The organism is Vibrio hepatarius (genome assembly GCF_018860525.1).
GTDB classification, from domain to species: Bacteria; Pseudomonadota; Gammaproteobacteria; order Enterobacterales; family Vibrionaceae; genus Vibrio; species Vibrio hepatarius_B.
Window position 1 is genome coordinate 129755 of the sequence record NZ_JAHKPM010000017.1, and the last position, 22026, is coordinate 151780.

Annotated in this window: 19 protein-coding genes; 8 read left to right on the forward strand and 11 right to left on the reverse strand. The window is 38.9% G+C overall.

Going from position 1 to position 22026, the window contains the following annotated elements:
• Nucleotides 1-38 precede the first annotated feature (38 nt).
• From KO511_RS05035 to KO511_RS05070, 8 genes are all read left to right on the forward strand, one after another.
• Nucleotides 39-1808, forward strand: a complete 1770-nt coding sequence (locus KO511_RS05035; protein WP_215986384.1) for a hypothetical protein — start codon at nt 39-41, stop codon at nt 1806-1808.
• A 148-nt stretch (nt 1809-1956) separates the two neighbouring features.
• Complete coding sequence (locus KO511_RS05040; protein WP_215986385.1) at nt 1957-2436, forward strand: DotD/TraH family lipoprotein; 480 nt, start codon at nt 1957-1959, stop codon at nt 2434-2436.
• Nucleotides 2436-3422, forward strand: a complete 987-nt coding sequence (locus tag KO511_RS05045) for a type IV secretory system conjugative DNA transfer family protein (RefSeq protein ID WP_215986386.1) — start codon at nt 2436-2438, stop codon at nt 3420-3422. Before KO511_RS05040 ends, KO511_RS05045 begins: the two co-directional genes overlap by 1 nt.
• Entirely contained in the window at nt 3409-4554 is a 1146-nt protein-coding gene (locus KO511_RS05050; protein ID WP_215986387.1) for a type IV pilus twitching motility protein PilT, read from the forward strand. Before KO511_RS05045 ends, KO511_RS05050 begins: the two co-directional genes overlap by 14 nt.
• A 336-nt stretch (nt 4555-4890) precedes the next feature.
• On the forward strand, nt 4891-6108 hold the full coding sequence (locus KO511_RS05055) for a hypothetical protein (protein ID WP_215986388.1): 1218 nt from the start codon (nt 4891-4893) through the stop codon (nt 6106-6108).
• A 9-nt stretch (nt 6109-6117) separates the two neighbouring features.
• The gene (locus KO511_RS05060) at nt 6118-7833 is read left to right on the forward strand and encodes a hypothetical protein (RefSeq protein WP_215986389.1); all 1716 of its coding nucleotides are present in this window, start codon (nt 6118-6120) and stop codon (nt 7831-7833) included.
• A 47-nt stretch (nt 7834-7880) separates the two neighbouring features.
• On the forward strand, nt 7881-9608 hold the full coding sequence (locus KO511_RS05065; RefSeq protein WP_215986390.1) for a hypothetical protein: 1728 nt from the start codon (nt 7881-7883) through the stop codon (nt 9606-9608).
• Nucleotides 9609-9627: 19 nt separating this feature from the next.
• Nucleotides 9628-10554 carry a hypothetical protein gene (locus KO511_RS05070; protein ID WP_215986391.1) on the forward strand — a complete coding sequence of 309 codons (927 nt, stop codon included), beginning with the start codon at nt 9628-9630 and terminating at the stop codon, nt 10552-10554.
• Between the two features lie 51 nt (nt 10555-10605).
• On the opposite strand, the gene KO511_RS05075 is transcribed toward KO511_RS05070, so the two are convergent.
• The 11 genes from KO511_RS05075 to KO511_RS05125 form a co-directional block, all read right to left on the reverse strand.
• Nucleotides 10606-12489 (reverse strand): DEAD/DEAH box helicase, encoded by a 1884-nt coding sequence (locus tag KO511_RS05075; RefSeq protein ID WP_215986392.1) that lies wholly within the window; start codon nt 12487-12489, stop codon nt 10606-10608.
• 70 nt (nt 12490-12559) lie between these two features.
• Entirely contained in the window at nt 12560-15214 is a 2655-nt protein-coding gene (locus KO511_RS05080) for a DNA topoisomerase (RefSeq protein WP_215986393.1), read from the reverse strand.
• A gap of 3 nt (nt 15215-15217) precedes the next feature.
• Entirely contained in the window at nt 15218-15910 is a 693-nt protein-coding gene (locus tag KO511_RS05085; RefSeq protein WP_215986394.1) for a hypothetical protein, read from the reverse strand.
• A complete protein-coding gene (locus tag KO511_RS05090; protein WP_215986395.1) occupies nt 15888-16226 on the reverse strand; it encodes a hypothetical protein in 339 nt (112 codons plus the stop codon). Before KO511_RS05090 ends, KO511_RS05085 begins: the two co-directional genes overlap by 23 nt.
• A gap of 5 nt (nt 16227-16231) precedes the next feature.
• Nucleotides 16232-16906: a DotI/IcmL/TraM family protein gene (locus KO511_RS05095; RefSeq protein WP_215986396.1), complete on the reverse strand. Its 675-nt coding sequence runs from the start codon at nt 16904-16906 to the stop codon at nt 16232-16234.
• Nucleotides 16887-17165 (reverse strand): hypothetical protein, encoded by a 279-nt coding sequence (locus KO511_RS05100; RefSeq protein WP_215986397.1) that lies wholly within the window; start codon nt 17163-17165, stop codon nt 16887-16889. The genes KO511_RS05095 and KO511_RS05100 overlap by 20 nt, the downstream gene beginning before the upstream one ends.
• A gap of 109 nt (nt 17166-17274) precedes the next feature.
• Nucleotides 17275-18618 carry a DnaB-like helicase C-terminal domain-containing protein gene (locus KO511_RS05105; protein WP_215986398.1) on the reverse strand — a complete coding sequence of 448 codons (1344 nt, stop codon included), beginning with the start codon at nt 18616-18618 and terminating at the stop codon, nt 17275-17277.
• Between the two features lie 25 nt (nt 18619-18643).
• Nucleotides 18644-19063 (reverse strand): hypothetical protein, encoded by a 420-nt coding sequence (locus KO511_RS05110; RefSeq protein ID WP_215986399.1) that lies wholly within the window; start codon nt 19061-19063, stop codon nt 18644-18646.
• Nucleotides 19064-19089: 26 nt separating this feature from the next.
• Entirely contained in the window at nt 19090-19917 is an 828-nt protein-coding gene (locus tag KO511_RS05115) for a hypothetical protein (protein WP_215986400.1), read from the reverse strand.
• Between the two features lie 120 nt (nt 19918-20037).
• Nucleotides 20038-20499 carry a hypothetical protein gene (locus KO511_RS05120; protein ID WP_215986401.1) on the reverse strand — a complete coding sequence of 154 codons (462 nt, stop codon included), beginning with the start codon at nt 20497-20499 and terminating at the stop codon, nt 20038-20040.
• Between the two features lie 17 nt (nt 20500-20516).
• Nucleotides 20517-21605 (reverse strand): hypothetical protein, encoded by a 1089-nt coding sequence (locus tag KO511_RS05125; RefSeq protein ID WP_215986402.1) that lies wholly within the window; start codon nt 21603-21605, stop codon nt 20517-20519.
• Between the last annotated feature and the right edge of the window lie 421 nt (nt 21606-22026).

Below are 22026 nucleotides of genomic sequence, written 5' to 3' on the forward strand. Positions count from 1 at the left end.
GCGGCTTTTTTATTTCCTATAATTACAGAAAAAATAAAATGCTAATTAAAAGAAGGGGAGGGTATTTATTGATAGAGGCGATACTTGCCTCAGCTATTATTTCTGCCGCAATATTGTTTAGAACCCAGATAGAGCTTAAGCATAAACAAATTGATGAAATCAAGTCGCTTGCTTCAAATGCAGTAAAGATTCCATATGCTATCGACAAGAGAACCTTGCTCGATGGGCATACACTAGGGTTACCAACCAATAAGTTCACTGGTGCCAAAGATACGGTACAAAACTTTTTGGAGAAGTCTCTAGTAGGTAGTAGTAGTGCTGCATGCTCGGGTGGTTGGTCTCCAGTTGATGCAGCAAACGGCGCTATGAACCTAATACCTTGTAACTTATTTAATTACGCCAAGATGCCTTTCGGTCTTGATATGGATGGTTCGTATGATCTTACTCCTGACGGCACAGTTAGAAGTTACGGAATTGAGTTATACCACAAAACAGACTTGGACTTTGAAAAGTACGCTCAGATTTATTCTCAACTGGTTAATTATTCGAGGATTCTTGATGCGCCCCAAATGACAGGCACTCATAAGTATTTTCTTGTGCACAGAACTACAGGCGCTGAACTTACCCCGAAAGAATGCAATCTGGCAAAAAGCCAATGTTCTTTTCGAGCTGAGTATTCAACAAATTACGTTGGAATGGGAGAAGACCCGTACTTAAGGGTTAATGGGTCTAATTTTATGAGAGGTGATATCCGTTTTCAGGGGATCGGTAGTGCAACTCTTAAGTGTACTAAGATCACCGATTCTGGCGTATCGTCCCAAGCTGAGTGTGGCTTAGATTATGATCAGCCTTCTCAAGATTTAACGCTAAATTCAAGGAATGCTAACTCAGAAAATTTCTATCTCACGAATAGTAGCTTAAAAAACACATCTGGATCATTGATGCCAGTGTCGTGTGTCGCCTACAACGGTTCAACTAGAGCTAATGTTGCGTGCGGAATGACCATCCTTAAAGATCCTTCCAATGCAAACAAAGTTATATCTAGAGCGGCTTTGGATGAAATTGCCTCAAAAGGCTCTATCTACACACTAAATGGCTCTGGCAAGACTTTCACTGTAGCAGCAAGCACAGGTAACGTTGACACAAAAGGTAGCATTAAGGCGGACGGCAGCTTGACTGTTGGCGCTAATGCAGGCATTAAAAGTGCCAACAGTGCTCAAAGGTTAACTTTAGATAATGGTCAAATTCACTTTGAAGGAGTCATACCAACACTAAAAGACACAGATTTGTTCGCTAAAAAGACTAGTTTGACTAATACCAAGCAGCTAGCAAATGAATTGGTTACTAAAGGATACCTTCATAGTTTTAATCAAATAATTGATGTTAGGGTTGTTAACTCAGGAGTAACTCATAGTCTTTATGCATGTCCTAATGGTCAATATGCTGACGTTATTGGTTTCCCTGCTGAATCATCATTGCTGAGTAGTGAGCACCAAATAAACCAAGTTTGTCCTTATATCGAGGGCAGAAGAATACCTCTGATTCGCTTAGGTTTGCCAATAAGTAAGCCTGCGTATAACTCCATCAGTAGTTCGGTCAACATAACTTACAAACTTGGGTGCAGATGGGAGGGTGATTATGCTCAAGCATGGTTTATGAATGTGAATAAAGGCACAGGTAGTTTTCTACCAAGGTTCTACCTTATCTCTCCAAGAAAATATGGTTCAAACGCTGTTGCCAACATTGAGGTCGCAATGAAGTTTATGAGTATACAATATTGTGGACAAGGTGGACTAAATACTAAGTAAGCCTTATTTTTCACAAATTCAATCTCTTAGACCTGCCATCTGGCGGGTCTTTTATTACCCTCATTTTTTACCTATCTTTAAATAAAAAATGAAAATAGCTAAAGCAATTTTTCCAATATCTATAATCTTCGCTTCAGGCTGTTCTTCTTTGAATGATGTAGAGCCTGCTGAGCTTAGATTCAACGAGAATTCATTCTCAAATGACTCTATATCTAATTCCCTATACAAGCTCAGTGAGAGCGCAGAGGTTGCCGCAAATGCTCAACGTGCTTTAGCTGAACTAGCAAATGGTATGGCGTCTCAGCAAATGACTGGAGAGCAATACAATGAATATGTATTCCAAAAGTCATATATACCAGAAGGAATGGAAAGAAGTGTAGGTGATATCGAGTGGTCGGGTCCAGCATTGCCGTTACTTAAGGTTGTATCTGAAATGGCGGGATATGTAGTGGCAGAGCCTGCTCATAAGCCGTTATTTGAACCAATTGTTAGACTTAATACGATAAAGTCTGGTAAGCAATATAGCGTTAATGATGTCATCAGGGCAATTGAAGCCTCAAATAAAGAGGAAATATCAATTGATATTCTTGAGAAAAGCAAAATTATTAATATAAATTACTTCTACTAATGGATAACATTTCAACTGAAGATTTAGGCAAATATCTCCCTAATGACGATAATACGAATAAAGAGTTATCTAGAGATGATCAGCGCAGAATAATCAAATCATTTAATAATGATGAAGCTGTCAGAAAATACATACTTGCTGATGAGATTAAATCAAACAACGTTACCTCAGAGGATGCGTCATTGAAGGGGGTTCTTCTTTTCACAACACCAAGCCTCACCAATATGCAACAACAAGCGTTAAGCAGGGAGGATGTTCAGGAGAGGAGAAAAACTCAAATCGAAAAACAGACTAGAGGGAATATTATATATAATGAAGCTGTAAGGTACGGTGCGCAAGTTGCTCTTAGGAATACTCTCCTTGAGTTTCAGTCTCATATTAGAAAAGAAAGTAGTAGCTTAGAGGCTAATTATAATTTTAGTAACTATATGCTGCACAAGAATACTATTATTCCGCCGATCATAAATATCAATCAAGATGGTGTAACCTTTTCAGATGATAAGTTTACAAAGTTTGATTTTAGGTACTCAATAACATCTCAGGCAAGATTCACAGATAGGGTTCCAAACTACATAGATTACTTAACTTTTCAGGAATACTCTGTACGTGACCCTTCTGTTTTCAATATTCCTCTGACTCAGAATGAGTTGACATATTGGATGAATGGTATATTTGATGGATGGAAGAGAGGTGATGTTCAGGCCGAAATTGAAATTGATAATGCAATATCTAGGCTTAAGTTGGATTTCTTGGGAATGGTCAGGTATCACATGCTTAGAAAGAAGAACATGGTGTCAGAACCAGTGGTATCAAAATCAACTTTGGGATTGTCAGGTGATCATAAGTCTATAGATATCGGTGTTGTGAATTTTGTGATTGATGGTGCACCAGTATTCGAGCTTGATATGAATAACTGGACGCCTTTACCAATGATTGATGAAGTTGAACTTAAAGAATTTATTAAAAGAAAAAATGGAGGTAAGTAAGCTAAGGACATTTCGCCAAAATGATTTTTTCTCTATGGAGTCTCTACATAGTCTTATAGAGGATGCAATTGATTTAGGTGCATCGGATATACATATTAATGGAGACAACTATATTAGATTTGAGGTTCACGGGAGGTTTTTTCGGGTTAGTGGTCATACACTTGACGCCCTTGAGGTAATCTCTTTGGTTAATAATCTGTATAAAAGTGATACTGGCTCAGATATGGTGCTTGCTGGTGAGAACCTAAACCACGAGTATGAGTACAGATATAAAAAGAAAGGCTCAGATTTGGTAAAGAGCTACAACTTCCGTGTAAATACTACAGCAGCTACAGTTTTTGGCAGACCTTGCCCTACTGTTACTATCAGGCAGTTGAACGAAGAGCCTCCGATATGGGGGGATATGGGATATGGTGAAAGTCTCTGGGATATATGGAGACCAGATAACGGTTTAGTTGTTGTATCTGGGGCTACAGGCACTGGTAAGTCAACCTTATTGGCGTCAGGTAGCAGAAGGATTCTAGAGGAAAGAAGCAACGAAAAGATCGTTACACTCGAATCACCTATTGAGTATATTCTTCATCCATATCAAAGTGAATCAACCTTAGTTGTCCAGAGAAGTGTTCCTAAAAATTGTAGAACGTTCGTAGAAGGGGTTGAGGAGGCATTAAGGCAACACCCAACTATTGTTGTGGTTGGAGAAGCAAGAAAGAGAGAAGAGATTGAAGCAGCTCTCTTGGTTTGTGTAACTGGTCATTTAACATACACAACCACACATACCAACTCAGTTCCAGAAACAGGCCATAGACTCTTAAATGAATTCCCTATCGAAGAGCAGAGATCTCGGCTTGGAGATTTTATTTATTCTAGTCGATTGTTTGTTAATCAACGCTTGTTGCCATCAACTGATGGTAGGCGTGTAGCGATAAGAGAAATATTGCCTTTCGACAGAGATGTTCTAAATCACCTAGAAAAAGTAGATCCTGTTAACTTGAAATCAGAAATGAGAAAGATGGTTGGTGAATACGGTCAATCCTTTGGTGAGCACGCAAGTCATTTCCTTCGACAGGGTTTGTTGGAGCAAAGTCAAGTAGACTCAATATTGTTGAGCGAAAAAAGTGAAATCAAATAATTATGGAACTTAATTATGTTGAAAGTGCAGAGCAGGCGAGGGAGTTAGCTGATGAATCAAACTTTTGGACTGACACAGGGAACGATGCCCTATTTTTTACAGTAGATGCAAACTTCTTTGTTTTGATACCAATTCTTTGCTTTAAAATTAACTCTTACACTGTTGGATTTATAATATTCGCGTTTCTTTTTCTTTCTATTTTGAGGAAAAAGGATATTACCTTTTTTGAATTAGTTAGTTTGATTCGATTAAGGCTTGCTGGCTCTAAGTATAGAAGGAGAAAATAGATTTGTTTAATTTCAAATAAAAACCTAAATTTAATAAAAAAACACTCAAATGTACCCTAAACCAAAAACACTTAGTAAAACCATTGCGCTCTTAGTTGTAGGAGCACCTGTTGCAGCATTGGCTCACCTCAATATTATAACTGATAACGGAAGACCAGAAGAGCTTAAGCAGGTCTCTGTTGATGGTGAAGTCTATAAGCAGGTTGTGGATATTGGAGAGAAGAAATACATTAATCATCCTGTAGATTCATTTGCATCTGATCTACCGATTGGTCTTGCTTTGCCTTCAATTGTGCCATCTGACTGGGAGGTGGATATTTCAGATAAGCTATCTGAGTATTCAGTGTCTTGGGACAAGACTGGAAACTGGGATGACGTAATTGTTGAGGTATCTAAAGGGCACAACCTAGTCGTTGTGTTTGATTGGAATAGAAATATTATCCAAATGAAGTCTAATGACGCAGAAATGCTTGAGCTTGACTTCGATGATTTATCAATAACCAAAGCACAAGAGTCTGGCAAGGCAGAAAAAAACTCTGAAGGTAAATATGAATTTGCGACAAAACCTATAGTTCATGAAGAAGATAAGTCTGTCACCGACTCTTTGGTCGTTTGTACTAGTCAGGCTGATGGAGGATGTTCTGATAGGAAAGTAGATATTGAAAAACTAGTACTCGACACAGACTGGTTAGATTCAGTCGAAGGATCATTGAATAAGGTGGTAGAACAATCTTCAAAAAATGAATCGTTGGTGCAAGCTATTGATAACGATAATTCTCCGACTGTAGAGGCTAACTCCAGCAAGCCAGAAGATGTCGCTAACATCGAAAAAGAGAGGGAGTTGGCAGATTTAAAACTTGCCATGGAGAGAGATAAAAAACTTCGAGCTGAATATAAATCATCTTACGTTCTGCATGGGGAAGGATCATACGAAGACTTTGTGAATGGTGGAGGTTCTATTGAAGAGGCAGACCCTGATAAGGAGTATGTTTACGTATTCAAGAGGGGTAAGTTGTTTGATTCAATCAATAAATGGGCAGAATTAAATGGTTTTTATGTTGAAAATGAAATTTTTGATAAACAGAGGGTTGATTACCCAAATAATCAGGAAATCAGAATTAAGGGTAAGTTTAAAGATGTAACAACTTTACTTCTTAATAAGTATAAGAAGGCTGAAGTGCCAGTTAACCATAAATACTACGCTGGAGGTGGCGCAAACACCCTTCATATATTTGAATCAAAGTTTGAATCAATGTATGTTAATTAATAAAAGAAAATGATTAGTAAGTCCAAATTTTCAATATTGGTGACAGCAGCTTTTGCGACAGGCTGCTCCCAGTTGCACACCCAAGATTTCAAAGAAATAAAGCAAACTAATGCAGACGCTTCGGATGATATTGATGAGCTTAAGGGTAAGACTGTTGCTGAAATTAATAGCGGTGCGACTATTGACGAGATTTTCGTTAAAACTACTCCCATAAAGGTAAGAACTCGTGATGCAGTAAAGTTACCGGAATTCCTTCCTGAAGAGATCTTAGTTTACTCTGGTGTCCCTATGACGGAGGCTGAGCTTGCAAGGATGCTTTACCTCGATTACGGCATTAAGCTTAGCTTCAACAGGATGATTTCTGCTAAATATGAAGATAAAGATAAAGATGAATCATCTTCATCGGATAGTGATTCTGGTAATGGCATTGAAACAATGCCAGGTGGGACTGTTAGTGTGATGAATATTGGGAAAACTGGTCAGGTTGCTCAACAACAAGGTCAAGATTCTTCTCAAGACTCTTCTCAAGATTCTTCTCAAGATATGCTTGCGCTATTTGGCAACAATAGAGAGCAAGACAATTCAAAAGATACTAGGGTTCAAAAAATTGATTATTCAGGTTCTCTCTCTGGGTTCTTTGACTGGTTAGCCTTAGATCGAGGACTCTCTTGGAAGTACGACGATGATAGTGATAGTTTTATTCTTTATGACCTAGATACTGTTGTATTTGAGCTAATAGACAATACCGACAAATTTACTCTAGAGTCTATTATCGATACTTCTAGTGATTCAGATGCAGGGACATCTGATGGCGCATCTTCCTCTAAGTCAAGTACTTCCCAGAAGGCTACCTTTAACGAAGAGGCAACTCATTGGGATGATATCAAATCGATGATTGAGCAAATGCTATCGCCAGATGGCAAAGCTGCTTTCGATCTGAAAAATGGTAGAGTTGCTATTACAGATACCAAGAATGCAATTCAGAAGATTGGTAGGGTTGTTGATCAATTGAATGCATCATCTGGCACTCAAGTTCTTCTAAATCTTACATTTATTAAAGTTTCTTTTGAAGAGTCTTCTAAAATCGGAATGAACCTGACAGCTACAGATTTAGTTACCGGAGCGGTACAGGGTGGAGCAAAATTAGGTGGTGATTTATCGACTTTCTCAAATATATTTAATCTTAACTTCAGTAAAGCTGGCGTTTCAGCAATGATTGGTTCACTCGGTCGTTTAGGGTCGATTTCTTACAGATTCGATACTCCAATTCTGACAATGAATAATCAATTAACTCCTTTCCAGTCAGTAGAGGAGGAGCACTACTTTGCTTCGGTAGAAAAAGAGACAAATGAGGATGGTAAAGAAACGCTTACCCCTACCAAAGAGGTAAACAAAACTGGTATTACTAGTATCTGGAAAAACAGGGTTTTCAAGGACAGAATTCTGGTTGATGGAAAGATCAGTTTGATAGAGAACCTAAACATGAAAGAGGTTCCTAATATGAATAACATAATTTTACCTAAGAATGCTCTGGATAACCACAATGTTAAGGCCATGCTTAGAAACGGGGAAACTCGCGTTGTTTCAATTAAAGAAATAAATCGAAAAGTTGCTGAGGCTTCTGGCCCATTTGGTGAAGATTCTTTCATCTTAGGTGGTAATGAGAAAACGAAGACTCGAAGAGATATAAGTATCTTATTGGCTACGCCTTATGTTCTAAAGTAAATAAATTAAATAAGGGGCGCAGATGCCGCCCAATTAAATTGACTTGTATGAAATGGGAACTAAGCGGTAAAAACACCGTCATTATTGAGGATCAGAAGTTTCACGTTGGAGCAAATTGGCTTCCAGCGATTAAGGAAAAATCAGGATTCTCAAGAAAACTGAAGGTTAACAATCAGTTGATCTCAACTGGAACCACAATGGGTTGCATTATTGAAAACAAATCCAGTGCCCAAATTGGATCTTGTAGCAAAGATTTTTTAGGGATGCCTCTTTTGGCTGCTAATTATTTCGGCGAATCAAACACCTTGTATTTTGCCAAAGTTTCAGACGAGCTTTATTGGGTTGTGAGCTTTGATTCGGATGGGTGTATTGACGTTGCTGATGATAGTGACAGTCTTATGGAGTTGTACCCACTTAGGAGTTATATACGTGAGGTTGTTGATTTATCAGAGTCATCAGAAAACTTCAAGATCATTAACATTGGGGACAGCGTTTATTTAGACGACCCTTCTTTAGATCCAAGGGTTGAACATATTCCTTTGTCAGAAGAAGAACTCAAGTCTTTCAATGTTTCCGGCGCGAAGGTTAAAAGGCAAGCAGGAAATCTTAAAACTAAGATATATGCTGCTGGATTACTATCTCTGGGAGGCTTTGGGGCATTGATGTATTCACTCGTAACTAGTCTACCTCAGGAGGTAATTGACATTAGGGATGGTGAGCACAGCCATGCATTTACGTCACAATACAATAAGCTCAAAAAGAGTTTTAATGATATTTCAAATGACGAGAAGAAAGCTCAAAAAATGTCCGATGAAAGAGTTCTCTTGCTGGGTAAGGAAGAGTTTAACGACTATGTGCTATCCCGTGGGCTTTCTAATCAAGAGATATTGCAGAATGTGCTCAGAATCAGGGATGTTTCACCAGTAAAATTAAAGGGTTGGTCTAGAGATATTGTTGAGTATAGTAATGATAAATTTATAGTCACTTACTCTAGAGATGGCGAGTATCCAATATCATCAACCTACAAGGAGCTGGATGAGGCTTTGGTGGCGTACTTGAAGGAAAAGCATGGGGTTGTTGCAACTGCTGTCAGCCTAACTGAGAGGGGAGCTAAAAGGGTATATGGCATCATAGTCCATAGGGAGCAGGGTAAGGAGTATGCAAACTACCTAGAAGAAAAAAGGAACTTCATAAACGCTAAAGCTTCTGTTATGGCTAAGTTGCGCCAAACACAACAGGAGCTAGATTCAGCTAAGCGTGAGATTGAGACAGTTGAATATTCTGTCGATAGTCTGGGTATTTTTGAACGAAGAGATAGTCAATCTATAGGCTATATTCTTGATAGAATTGAGGAAATATCAAGCTCCAACAAAGATGTTTTGAAGAGAATGAAACAGTCGATAGAGGAGTACAGGATGATTAAACCTGTAGTTCCTCCAGAGCACTCTGATAGGCTTCTTGGTGAGATGGGTATTGAGCAAAACCTATATCCGATTTTCCAGTCCACTAATCAGTATTTGTGGTCTAATCCCGTCGTCACTAGGAGTTTTCCGTCTGGTGTAACGTCTGAAAAGTTCAAAAATAAAAAGATAATCAAAGGCTCTACTATTAAGTTAAAGATTACCGATGGTGTGTTCGGTGTATGGTCTGTGTCGGATGTTATATCTAATCCATACATCTTCATTGATGGTGTTAAAGTGATTGAATCTTATGAAGGTTCCTTTATGGAGGTTGATATTTCAATTAACGAGTTGAATCAAGATTTTATTTCGTAAATAATTAATAATAAAAAATATGAATAAATTTATTTTTTTTGCTCCTCTGAGTGTGATGGTTTTATCAAATGGAGCGTTTGCGCAGGAAGGAGCTGCTGTCGATGGTGAGCTTACTTCGAAGGATATTGATTTACTAAACGGTCAAGAGCATTACTGGAAGAAGGTTAGTGGCATAGAAACCGCTAAAAACCAAGCCATACAGCTTCAAATAGCCAATAAGAATTTGCAGAAATCAGCAGGAATTCATCCTTCAGGATCTAGTTCTGAGAACGCTTATAATGAAATTAATTCACTCCAAGAGTTCTTAAACCTAAGCTTGAAAAAGAAAGAAGTTTTAAAGCCGGAGGAAGCTGGTGAGCAAGCTCAGATTATTTCAGCTAACACATCAATGTTACCTCATAATATTGAAATTGCTGGAACAGTAGATTCCCATGGTAATGCAATCCAGAGCCAGTCTCAATCCAAGCCAAAGGAGACAGATATCTCTGCAATTCAAAAAGAGCAACAGAAGTTCTTTGAGAAAATGGCTGAGTTCTTAAACTCTAAAATTTCTGATATGGAGTCTAAGCTGAATAACGGTCGATATATATCAAACCAAACAGAACAGAATTTGCCTAATGAGTTAGGGGTAGAGCAAGTAGAGCCGACCATGTCGGATGAAGATGGTGTTAAATTCGACTATCAGTCATATGAGTCACCATTTTACAAGCCTACAGGTAAAATTAAGAAGGTAACTCCTTCTGGTGTTGAGGTCGTTCTTGCTTACGAATGGAAGGATTATGATGAAGATACAGTTTTTGCCAGCACGGTTATAAGTGAAAGCGACGAAGAAGCAGTTTTTTACCCTATGATAAGACACATACATAAATATAAGGTCGTTGAGTTTTCCACAAGTAGGATTAAGCTTCTTTCTGAAAATGATGAGGAGATTGAAATTACCAGATAAAAACTTCCTTATCTGTATTCAAAACGGAGCCAAATGGCTCCGTTCATTTTTTTAAGCTGCTTCGAGAAACTCTTCCTGAATCTCATCAGAGATGACTCCAAGTAGAGCAATAAATGCATCATTGGAATTGAATGCATCATTCTCGGCGTTTTTATTTGTAGAAAATCGCTCGCCTCTGGAGCCATCCAGTACCGTAGTTGAGGTGTCCGCCTTCTTGCTAAGAAGGCTATGTTGAGCTGTGTCAAATTTATTTGCACTCAACCAGTAGACGACATTAACTTCCTGTTCTTGACCAATACGGTGCGACCTGTCTTCACATTGCTCTGCAACCTTAGGTGACCATGGTTGCTGCACCATACCCACAATGTTACCTGCTGTTAAGGTGATTCCTGCATAACCAGCCCCAATAGTTAGGTACGCAAACTTGCAGCTTGGATTATTTTGGTATTTTAACTTTTCTTCTTCTCGTTTTTTGCTGCTTACATCACCAGTTATAAGTATGTCAGAGTACTCAGGGTATTTTTCCTGAAGTATTTCCCTTAGTCGATTTAATACACTTTTGTGCTGGAAGAATAGGATGAATTTGTTACTTGGGTTGTTTTCGAACATATCTACGATACTTTCAGCAACATTCTCCACCTTACTTAACCCTGACTCCTCATACAGCCTGAAAATCGGGTCTTTTTGGCGTCTTTCTTCGTCAGAAATCTCCTCAAGCTCTGATTCGGAATGCTCCTCGTTGTACATGCCTATAGCCTTCCTAACTTCATCGGCTGACTTCCTGACAGAGAATCTATTTTTGACCAAAATGGGTTTAGCTACTTCCTTTAGATTTTCCATAAATTCATCGAAAGCAGCATCTTCTTTTGTCAGGTTCAGTGTATGAGTAGTTCTTTGCTTTTCAGGGAGCTGGTTTAGAACGTCTATTTTTAATCGCCTAACCATATAGTCGTTTCTAAGGATCTCCATAAGCTCTTCTAAGTTTGAAGTTCCGTAATCCCACCAAACCGTTTGCATCTTTGTAACTTTCTTCCAGTGGCCTTCGCAATATCTTTCAGTAAACTTTTGGTAGTCATTCCATTTAACCGGATCTAGACCGTGAAGTAATGCGTACAACTCTCTAACGTAGTTTAGTACTGGGGTTCCTGTAAGAGGGATATAGCACTTAGAGAAGTGCGCCAAATCAATTTGCGTAGAGCCTACCTGTGTATCTTTTTCCTTACCCGTGTGAGCTTCATCTGAAATTAGGATACCGTTGACATTCAGGTACTCCTTAATTTCTTTTTCATGGGTTACTGCATACCGATGAGTGCAAATAGATATAAGTTGTTCAGGTTTTTTTGATGAGTCATCTAAGATGCAAATATCATCTTCGTCAAGGAAATCTAAAAACCTTAGAAGTTCAGACTTCCAGTTATAAAGAACACTTTTAGGGCATGCTATGACAGCAGGTAGGTACTTTCGATAAATGCCGATAATTCCACAAGCTTGAAGAGTTTTGCCTAGACCCATATCATCAGCAATCAGTATTCGCCCATTTTTTTTTACGGCTTGCTCAACCCCAGCCAATTGATATCCGTATGGGGTAAATCCATCTCTAAAGCCAATTGATTCAATATCAAACGATTCTGAGGGCTGATCTGCGAATGATTCATGATAAGCCCACTTCTCTATATCGACTTTCACTTCATCTTCAGTCTGCCCAAATTCGTTTAAACCGACAGTTTCCTGAATTCTAGGTGAAAGCTTTACATACGAGCCTATAGCTTTGATGTGATTAATAACCTCTTCAGCTCTACTGACAGAGGTTTCATAAGCGCCACTAGTTGGGTTCCAGCGTAGCCTCAATGGTTCAAGTCTGTTTTTCTTCCATTGGTTTGATTCATATCTAACAGTAAGCAACCCATACTCTGTGTCTAACTCAATTCGTCCCATAAGTCTGCCAAAGATAAAAAAAGATGGGTCTATATTAGCACCCATCTTTGATAAATAAAATTTAATGAAGCTAGTTTAGTAGAAGGACGGGTTCGCCGTTATTGTCCTTTGCGCTAAACTTGCATTGATTTTTAGCACTGTAGTTACTGCATCCCCAGAAAGCTTTATCTTTCCAAACCTTTCTTCTTAGTATACCCGTCTTACAGCTTGGGCATTCTACTTCCAACACATCGGTCATTGGCTTATCGTCTTTGTCGTCGTAACTCGCTTGACACATAATGCCTTCTACTTCTCTGTTGTTACAAAGCCAAAACTTTTTGCCGTCAGCTCTTCTGGTTAATTGCTTTAATTCTCCTTTGCACTTATTGCATGGTGCAGTTTTGTATACTCGATTAGTTGATTTCTCCTCTCCAACTGAAAGATTTTTATCTTCATAGAAGGTGTTGCATGATTTGCTAGAGCATCTCCAGTAAGAAACCTTTTTGTCAGCCGAGTACCCATAATTTAGATGAGAAGAACATTTTTTACAGGAATGCATTTGAACCTTGGGTTTCTGCTCAAGATCAGGGAGAACGAGTGTGCACGGCTTACAGTACCATCCATACTTATCTTTGCTTCCCTTAAACATAAATCTTGTAAATGTTTCATTGCTACACTTGGTGCATTTCTGAGGCTTAGCTCTTGCTACAGGCTTTCCATTCTTGTCGTTAAAAGTCGCACTACAGTCATTACATTGCCAATACTTTTGTTTTTCTCGGTTCGTTCTTTGTGTCATTGTTCCATTCTTGCAAGATAGACACTTCTCTGTTTTTACAAGATACCTTTCAAGCTTACATTCGCCCCTGTTGATCGAGTCAATTATCTCTTTTGTTGAGTTTTTATACTCACTGATTAGTTGATCATACGAAAGTTCGCCTTTTTCGATTTGCCAAAAGGCTTGCTCAAGGCTTGCTGTAAGTGACAAATCAAGCAGCAAAGGTGGTGCAATTTCTGCGATCACTAAGCCTTTGTCAGTAAGTTGGAAAAACTTTTTCTTTCCCTCTAGAGAGTAGAAACCATTAGCTAGCATCTGTTTCAGGATGGTTGATCTTGTAGATTCTCGACCAATGCCCTGTTTTCTGTCTTTTAAGACTTTTTTTAGTTTATTTTCGCCAATGAATTTGGAAGGATTTTTTAAGACTTGTAGTATTTTTGCCTCTGTGTAAAGAGCTGGTTTTTGAGTCTTACCTTCTTTCGTGAATACTGATGTATCGGTGGTTGTAGTTCCCTTTTCCACCATTGGAAGCGACTTATCAGAGTCATCATCAGTTTCGTCATCATCCTTAGAGTTGCTTGAGCTGGAGCCTAAAGCTAATTTCCAACCAAGGTTAACCATAATGTTTCCGGTTGTTTTGAACTCACAACCAACAATATCTACCGTAATTACCGTATTGTCATACTCATAATTCGGAAGGAACTGCATCATGTATCTTCTGCATACCATTTTGTATACAGTTTTTTCGTGGTCTGTTAGTTTATCGAATGGGACAACCATTCGAGTTGGCATTATTGCGTGGTGGTTATTGAATTTTGATGTGTCCCAGTTAGAATTCTTTTTCTTTGTGTAGATCCCTGTAATGCCTTGAGAAAATTCTAGTTTCGTTATATTTGAGATAACTGTAGGTGCGTAATTGTGCGCATCCTCAGGGAAATAGTTGTTATCAGTCCTAGGGTAGGTCACATACTTTTTGTCATACAAGGATTGTGTGGCTGCAAGGGCATCTGATGACGATATTCCGTACTTTTTGTTTAGGTCAATTTGCAGGTCACTTAGACTGTACCCTTGAGGGCATTCTTTCTGTTTTCGCTGTTTAATGCAAGATGTGGCCACTCCATTTTTACCATTAAGTCTACTGGTTAAGGCATCTACCAGTGATTTTGCCTTTTGGCTATCGTAATCATCTGATTTTGCATCAAGGATTATCGCTTCATCTTTAGTAGGAGTATATTTCAGTTCCAGTGGGGAACCGTCAACAAGAGCCGTCGCTTTTACTTCATATGTATTCTGCGCAACAAAGGTTTCTCTAGCTACGTGATTAAGGTGCAAAATCTTAACTATAGCTGTTTGCACTCTACCAGCATTAAGTGGTTTAGATACTTTGTTTCTGTTGTATGCTGTCAGACCTACTGTCGTGTTGATCCCAACTATCCAGTCTATATGAGAGCGAGCTAATCCGGCCTTACCAACTAGCTCGGTTCTTTCCGCTGGGAATTCATCACTAAGGGTTTTCTTAATGTCATTAACTTCAAGTGAAGTAGGGAGGACACGGGTTAATTTACCTTTATATCCGCTGTACTCTATAACTTCTCTCCCTAGTAACTCCCCCTCAGCATCAGGGTCGGTTGCTAAGCAAACAGTGTCTGCTTGCTTAATAAGGTTCAATACATTGTCTAAGATCTTTCTCTTAAACGAATTGTCTTCCTTGCCTAGTGGTGTTTTTTTATCTTTAGGTGGCCTAAAGACAAAAGGATCAGGTAGGATTGGTAAGTTTTTTAGATCCCATTTGGCATACTTAGGGTCGTAATCCTTTGCGTCTATCAATTCTAGAACGTGACCACTAAGCCATGTCACGACATCACCGTTATTTGTGATGTATGACAAGCCACCCACTCCTAAAGACTTTTTCCCTAGAACTGGCTCAAAGGCTGTTGCTACGGTTTTCTTTTCTGTTATGTATAACTTCATAGTTTAATTCGGTGAATATGTTAGGTCTGTTCTTAAATTTTTTATCTTCTGCTTAAGGATTGCTCTACTTTTCTCATCTGGTGCTGAAGCGGCCTCCACTTGTAGTAATATAATGACTTCAGCAGCCGACTTTACGCAACCAAGTTTCATATTTTTCAAAAATACTTCTTTGGCCTTATCGTTTTGACCAAATGTTCTTAGTAAAGCACCAAGCAGATAGCCCGCCTCTATATTACCACACTCTACACCCAGAGTAAGGCATTTCATGGCATTTTGAGGATATTTGAATTCAATCTTTCCTATCCTGTCTTTTACTCCATTCATAAAAATTGAGCCTAACATAACGATTGCCTCTTGAACTTTTTTCTTGGTAAGTGATGAAAGAATTCTCACTGCATCAGTATTTAGCTTTTTTGATAAAAGTTCTCTGGAATGAGATAGCAATTGATTGGCGGCTGACCTTGTAGGTTTGTCCTTAAACTTCGCCTCTAATTCTCTGATTGAACTAATGTCGGGCGTTAGGAGTTTAACCACCTTGTTTATTGCTTTGTTGGCTATGATACCCAGTCCATCAATAGAGAATTTTGAGTCGGTTGGGGTATCTACTTCTGAAATAGCAATGAAGGCTTCATTGGTCAGGTGTCTGATTACCTTCTGTTTCTGCCTTAGCTGATTAATCTCTTTGGAGTTTGTCATACCCTATTGTGTTATTTTTCTCATTTTCGATTTTTTGAGCTTCGAACTTGGCCTTCATGTTATACTCCGAAGAAAGCTTCATATCTTTAGTCAAAGTGTTTGCTAGTCCAGTCTGAAGCGCAGCCTCAAGATTTTGAGACAACCCTTCTAAGCTTGTAAGGTTTGAAATATCTGTTCTGAAATCATCGAGAGTAGCTAGCATTTCGGCTTTGCTCAGTTCATCCAGACTTTCAAAATCAATTTGATTACACATTTCAATGAATTCAGATATTTCTGTATTCACTTGTTCGTTTATAGATGATAGTTTATTGCTCATAATTTTTAGGATAGTTTTTCCATTTGAATAGATTGAATTTTCAACCCATCTTGGTTTTCGTTTTCGTCTGCTCTAATGATAACAACCGTAACTCCATATCTTCCAAGTCTTATTACTCCGCTTTTGGTGTATAAAACAAGGGTTCCTTTTGTTTTTGCTTGCCAACCATGAAGAGATCTTACTTTTCCTGATGCAAGAGTTATCCCATCAGCTAGTACGAATTTTACTATCCCTGCCTCTTTATTCACTCTCCTTTTAAGCATACTCTCGACAAATTTCCCGTTAGAGGTTTTTCCATTTATAAATGAATCAAGGTTGCTGAGAGCTTCAGGGGTATAGTTTTGAGCGAGGCTAGTGGCGTGCTCAGCTTGGTTAGTGAAGTTGTAATCAAAGGCTTCAATAACTCTATCTGTAACCCATTGCTTCATCTCCTCATCATCTTTATTGGGTGTGTCAAGTGGAACTTTTTCGAAATAACTCCCGCCATCGTTTACAGCTATAATTTCAGGAGGAACTCTGAATGTTAGAGCTGAAGTTAAGGCTAGAGCGCATATTGCAATTGAGGCAACATTAATAGCCAACCCTGCAATTTCAATTTTTAAAGCTTTAGAGCCTCCCTTACTTTTATTTATAGCCTTTGAGTAAGTTTCGCTATCTAAATTATTTGACTCCTCTTTCATAGAATATGTTTATTGCTTGTTCTTTTATCTCCTTAGAGTATTGTATTAATTTAAATTCACCTGTTGATTTTACAAAGTATGCCTCCCTATCTAGGTGGATTTCAGTTAAGAAAAAATATGCTGTCAACCCAACAATAGTGAGCGCAACAGATGATAGGAGTATATTAACCCTTCGAACAAATTCAGCGGCATAAGCGTAAGAAATTCTTGGCTTTTTCCCTAATCTATGGTCAATAACCTCAGTCTTCTTGAAGTACATTTTTTTATTAATCTTATTAAGATAGACTCATTATTTAAAGTCTTGTATAAAAAAAGGCACCTGTCGGTGCCTTTTTATTACCTGTACTTAGCTACTATGGGGCTTCCTGTTACTTGTATTTTTCCACAACATCGCTGCTTGGGTCAGTGAAAGTAACTCGATCCGCAACATATTCAGTTACCAAAAGACCAACTTTTCCGTGACGGTTTTTGTCAACAATCATCTCTATAATGCAGCGACCATTAGCTTCTGCTGTACCCATAGAAGGTTTATGCATGAGTATAATTACATCAGCTTCTTGCTCGATGTCGCCACTACCTTTAATGTCATGTGTCTGAGGTTTTCTGTCACCTTTGACAGAATCGCGGTTAATCTGCGCCAAAAGTACAACGCAAATCCCTAATCTTTTTGCTAATTCTTTTAGCCTTTTTGTCACATGACCAATTTTTTCAGACTCACTGTTGTGATTTCTGTCTGAGTTTATTCGTTGTGCATAATCGACAATTAGAACTTTAATGCCATGCATATTGACCCAACTTTCAGCGATTTCCTCAATTTCGCCGATATTTATCCCACCTTTCTCTTCAATTAAGAGTTTTCTGCCTTTATGTCGTGTCCAACATTCAGAGATAGTTTGGACTTCCGCTTCACTGAGGTTTTTGGCATCACGTATTTTGTTAGCAGGTATACCTGAGTCCATGGCAACGAAACGCATAGCCAACTGCTCTTTAGCCATTTCAGAAGAAATGAATCCGAATGCGGCATCTGAATATCTGCACAGATTTAGACCCAATGCTGTTTTACCTACAGCAGGTCGCGCAGCAACAACGACTAAGTCCGAAGGGTATAGCGTACCAAGATTTCTAGCCATGCATTCAATCGGGTAGGGAACACCGACATCGCTTTCTTCTTCGCGAGCCTTGATGATCGTGGTCATCAAGGATTCAAAGGCATCACCAACTGTAACAGACTTATGAGAGTCTTTAACACGATTGCCAAGCTCAATAAGCTCATTACCAATCGCGCAAATTTTTTTTACTTCATCACCAGACTTAACTCTGTCTGTGATGGCTACTGACATCGAGAGCAAAGATTCTTTTGTTTCGATTTCTTTTAACTTAGAGAGGTGCCCTGCTAAATTTTTCTCATTCTCAAGTTTTTGAGCTACATTGTGCAGCTCCTCAATGGCTGAACGGCATTGCTCTTCCGTGAAGTTAGTTGTTGCTAGTCTTGGGACTGCGTAACTTTGGATAGTATCAAGCGAAATCTCTTCTTCGTCTTGCTTGTAAAGGGTTTTCACCTGCTTGCAAATAATTTTAAGAGATTCGTTTTTGAATCTATCTAAGGGTATTCTCTCAATGAGGTGAGGGAATCGCACAGCGTAGGCTGAAATAATTCTCTCACAGTTCCTTCTGTCAGATTCAAGGTTGTACTTATTCGCTTCTGTTGACATCGTTTTTTCTACTTTTTGGTGGCTGTTAGTTTAGGAGCTGCAAATTTCTGTCTTTGCCGCTTTGTTCTACATCTTTTTGCTTTACGTTTTTACAGTAATATCTGAATTGGAGTGGGTTTGGTGGGTACTTTCCGCCCGTATCGTTAACAAACTCATCTAGTGCTTTAGCTACATATTTGGCATTAAGACCTTGCAGACAAATAAACCATAGTTGGCATGCTCTGCTGTTGAAATTTATTCCACCACCATCGATTTGAGAGTTGTTGATCCATATCTCCCCCCAAAGAGTCGTGAATAAAGGGTGAATTTCATTTTTAAACATTTTCTTTGCTTCAGAAAATGATTTTGCTTCGTCATCATTGAGTCCGTCATCACTGGTTGACAGTGTAATTCCCTGCTCAGAAAGGAATAGTAATCTTAGTTCTTCAGGTAGTTCACTTGTCATTATATCGCCACTTATGCATAAATTTTTTAGCAACTCATTAAAAGTTCGAGTTTCGTTTTTTTGCCTGATGCTTCATTTGCTTCAGTCTCTTCTTCTTCGCTGATGTCGGTAAGTGCGGTGTCCGTCCCGCCGAAGTACCTTAGGTTCCGTCTTTGGTTTGCTTCTTCGACCTGATAAAGGTAGTGCTTGTCCTCACATTTTATTATGAGGTTTTCTATTTTGTCTCTATTTCTGAATATGTTGCATGGTTCGCAGTAGTGTTTTTGTTTTGTTATACTCCATAATTTTTCGTCGATTTTATAACCCATATGGAATGGGCTTCTTACACAACCATCGATTGCCAAGTTAAGTTCATCTGCTGTAGCTATCACTAATCCATCCCGAATCCACTTTCGACGATCTTTGGTCAGTGTTGGCGCTCTTTTGTATATTTCTTTCTGTGATCCAATGACTTCTAGCCAATGCAGCCATACTGTTTGAATGTCTTTCTCAAGGATATCGACCTTTTTTAATGACAATTTTTTCTTTTCTCTAACTGGTATGCTGAAAAAGGCAGAGATGCCATCAAAGCTAAATTGAAAAGTGTGAGCGTTTTTTGTGCTGCTAATCTTTGTGCTAGTCATCACTTGGCTTGAGATGCTGACTAGCTCTTTTAGGTCAGCTAGGAATTCGGTAACCCCAACAGACTCAAAGTGACGCTTGAGGAACTTGTTTTCTGAGCTTAGATGAAGTGGGTTTTCTGGCGTAGTTTTGTCTGCTTTTTCAAGCAAAAGAATAACCATGCGCATTACAGCATGACTTCTTTTATCAGAAAGCATGTGTTTTACGCACTTTAGGATTTGGACTTCGTTCATCTTTTTTCTACATTTTATTGTCGGCTTTCCAAATGTCACCATATTACCACGATTTTCTCTTTTAACAAGATTGAGAGTAATCTTTAGCAAAAGAGAGGGCGTAAGCCCTCTATGATTTTCTTACATTTTCTTCATTTGCTTTAGTGGGGGTAGCTCTGAATAGTCTTTTATGCTAAGAGTCTTCTTGCCGCGAGAAGCTTTTTCAACTTTGTTTGTCCATAAAAGTGTCAGTTCGTCTATTTTTCCGTTCAATATGTAAGGCTTTAGGTCATTGAAAGTTGATGTAATCGCTATCAGTATGTATCCGATGGGGTAGGAGGTTAGGTTGAGATCAATATCCCCCTCAATTCGGCAACCAAAAGGTAGCTCCCCATCTGGTATAATCCCGCCTTCGATGTGTATCAATTCTTTCCCAAAAGCCCTGTAGTGGTTGATGTTTGTTAGCATTATTGCAAGTGGTATCATCAGCCTCCCGCTCATAAGGAATCTCAAACGCATACCTGACCCTTGAGGTAGCTCTATTTTGTCTGGGATACCAGCGCCCTTTGCAGAGCGCATCATTAAGTCCTTGATTTTTTCCATATCTTTTTATTGATAAATTAGTTTGTTAATGCATCAAAGTCGAATTCCTCGATCTCTCCCTGCTCACTTTCTAGAACCTTTTTGAAGTTAGTCCCTGATAGTATAAGTTCCTGAGAGGCAGCGTATGCTAAGTCAGCCTGCATATCAGGTGTAACCACGAAGGTCTCTTCATTTAGCAGCCCTTTTGCACGCCACCTTTTTATGATGTCGTTAGATAGACTCTCAATTGTTTCGTTTGCGTAATCTAGCTCTACGTCAAATGAAACCAGAGGGTTAGCGTCGAGGTCTACTTCATTTATTACGATCTGCTCATTCTCCTGAACTAACCTATGTAATTTCTCCTTAGGGTTTTGGTTCAGTGTCATTCTTTTAGCAGTTTCATCGAGTTGCGAGGCAGTTACTCTCTCAAAACTTTCTGTATCATTGAACTTTTCTTCAGTTGTTAATTTTCTGTTTACAACCGATTCTAGCTCCTTAAGTTTCAGCACCATGGTTTGATCTACTAAGTCAATAGCGTTTTTTCTTAGTGCTAAAGCAAATGCAGCTTGAGTTAATGGCTCCTTATCCACCAAGAACGTAAGGTTCTTAGATAAATCCTTGTTATCTTCATCTACATGAGAATTCCATAAACTATTCAGTTTTTTATTCGTTCTCTTTACTTCTGTAAATTGCTTTTTGAGTTCAGTTAGACCTTTCTGGGTAGTGTGAACCTCATTAAATGACGGTGGTTTTACCCTAACAAAAGTGTTAACTCTTAGCTCTTTTGGTTTAGAAGGGTTCGCATAAAACGACCTACCTCTAATCAGAGCAGCCATGTTAAGAAGATGGTATTCGCCCGGAGCTTGATCTTTTAAGTCGAGTACATCAACACGCTTTCTCTTCTCGTAAGATATTTCCTTTTTCTTAACATATTTTGAGCCAAACATTCCTCCTTCACGCTCCAAGCCAGTTTCAACTTGGTCGTAATCTTCTCCCGCTCCGTCTACAAAAATGTCGGCTGTTTCTGTGGCATCTTCAAGACACATACAAATTTTTGTCGCGCAGTTGCTTCGTATACTCGCGGCTTCCTCTTCACTTCCTTTTTTAACGAATCCTTCACTTTTCATCGCAACTGAAAAGTCGCCTTACGGCTGCTCTAGCTGTTAGCTAGATGTCGAGACTATATCTTCACCATATCTATTAAGACTTAGGTGCTTTGCACTTCCAAGAGCCTTAGCTTGCTCCTGTACTCTACTCCGTTCCAGACATTGTCTGTCGTTTCGATAGTCGTTGAACGTTCCCCATATACATAAGCGGTTAGGGGCTTCGCTGCTGATTTTCCAATCCTGATTCTTTTCAAACCCTCACGTTTACCGTTTCTGGTTGCGTTGTGGTGAATCAGGCTCTAAGGTCAGTCCCAGCAATTCACAAAGTTTTCACTTATGTGTTTCCACATAAGGGCGCTTAATTGCTCAAACGCTTGGTAGTCTTGTCCTGCAAAAATTAGCGAGAATCCAATACCCTTTAACTTCACTTTTCATCGCAACT

Bases quoted from the DNA above. Each gene is read 5' to 3' on its own strand.
- KO511_RS05045 (WP_215986386.1), top strand. From the start codon at position 2,436: ATGGATAACATTTCAACTGAAGATTTAGGCAAATATCTCCCTAATGAC.
- KO511_RS05105 (WP_215986398.1), bottom strand. From the start codon at position 18,618: ATGTCAACAGAAGCGAATAAGTACAACCTTGAATCTGACAGAAGGAAC.
- KO511_RS05120 (WP_215986401.1), bottom strand. From the start codon at position 20,499: ATGGAAAAAATCAAGGACTTAATGATGCGCTCTGCAAAGGGCGCTGGT.
- KO511_RS05095 (WP_215986396.1), bottom strand. From the start codon at position 16,906: ATGAAAGAGGAGTCAAATAATTTAGATAGCGAAACTTACTCAAAGGCT.
- KO511_RS05100 (WP_215986397.1), bottom strand. From the start codon at position 17,165: ATGTACTTCAAGAAGACTGAGGTTATTGACCATAGATTAGGGAAAAAG.
- KO511_RS05070 (WP_215986391.1), top strand. From the start codon at position 9,628: ATGAATAAATTTATTTTTTTTGCTCCTCTGAGTGTGATGGTTTTATCA.
- KO511_RS05060 (WP_215986389.1), top strand. From the start codon at position 6,118: ATGATTAGTAAGTCCAAATTTTCAATATTGGTGACAGCAGCTTTTGCG.
- KO511_RS05080 (WP_215986393.1), bottom strand. From the start codon at position 15,214: ATGAAGTTATACATAACAGAAAAGAAAACCGTAGCAACAGCCTTTGAG.
- KO511_RS05110 (WP_215986399.1), bottom strand. From the start codon at position 19,063: ATGACAAGTGAACTACCTGAAGAACTAAGATTACTATTCCTTTCTGAG.
- KO511_RS05075 (WP_215986392.1), bottom strand. From the start codon at position 12,489: ATGGGACGAATTGAGTTAGACACAGAGTATGGGTTGCTTACTGTTAGA.
- KO511_RS05085 (WP_215986394.1), bottom strand. From the start codon at position 15,910: ATGACAAACTCCAAAGAGATTAATCAGCTAAGGCAGAAACAGAAGGTA.
- KO511_RS05035 (WP_215986384.1), top strand. From the start codon at position 39: ATGCTAATTAAAAGAAGGGGAGGGTATTTATTGATAGAGGCGATACTT.
- KO511_RS05065 (WP_215986390.1), top strand. From the start codon at position 7,881: ATGAAATGGGAACTAAGCGGTAAAAACACCGTCATTATTGAGGATCAG.
- KO511_RS05115 (WP_215986400.1), bottom strand. From the start codon at position 19,917: ATGAACGAAGTCCAAATCCTAAAGTGCGTAAAACACATGCTTTCTGAT.
- KO511_RS05125 (WP_215986402.1), bottom strand. From the start codon at position 21,605: ATGAAAAGTGAAGGATTCGTTAAAAAAGGAAGTGAAGAGGAAGCCGCG.
- KO511_RS05090 (WP_215986395.1), bottom strand. From the start codon at position 16,226: ATGAGCAATAAACTATCATCTATAAACGAACAAGTGAATACAGAAATA.
- KO511_RS05055 (WP_215986388.1), top strand. From the start codon at position 4,891: ATGTACCCTAAACCAAAAACACTTAGTAAAACCATTGCGCTCTTAGTT.
- KO511_RS05050 (WP_215986387.1), top strand. From the start codon at position 3,409: ATGGAGGTAAGTAAGCTAAGGACATTTCGCCAAAATGATTTTTTCTCT.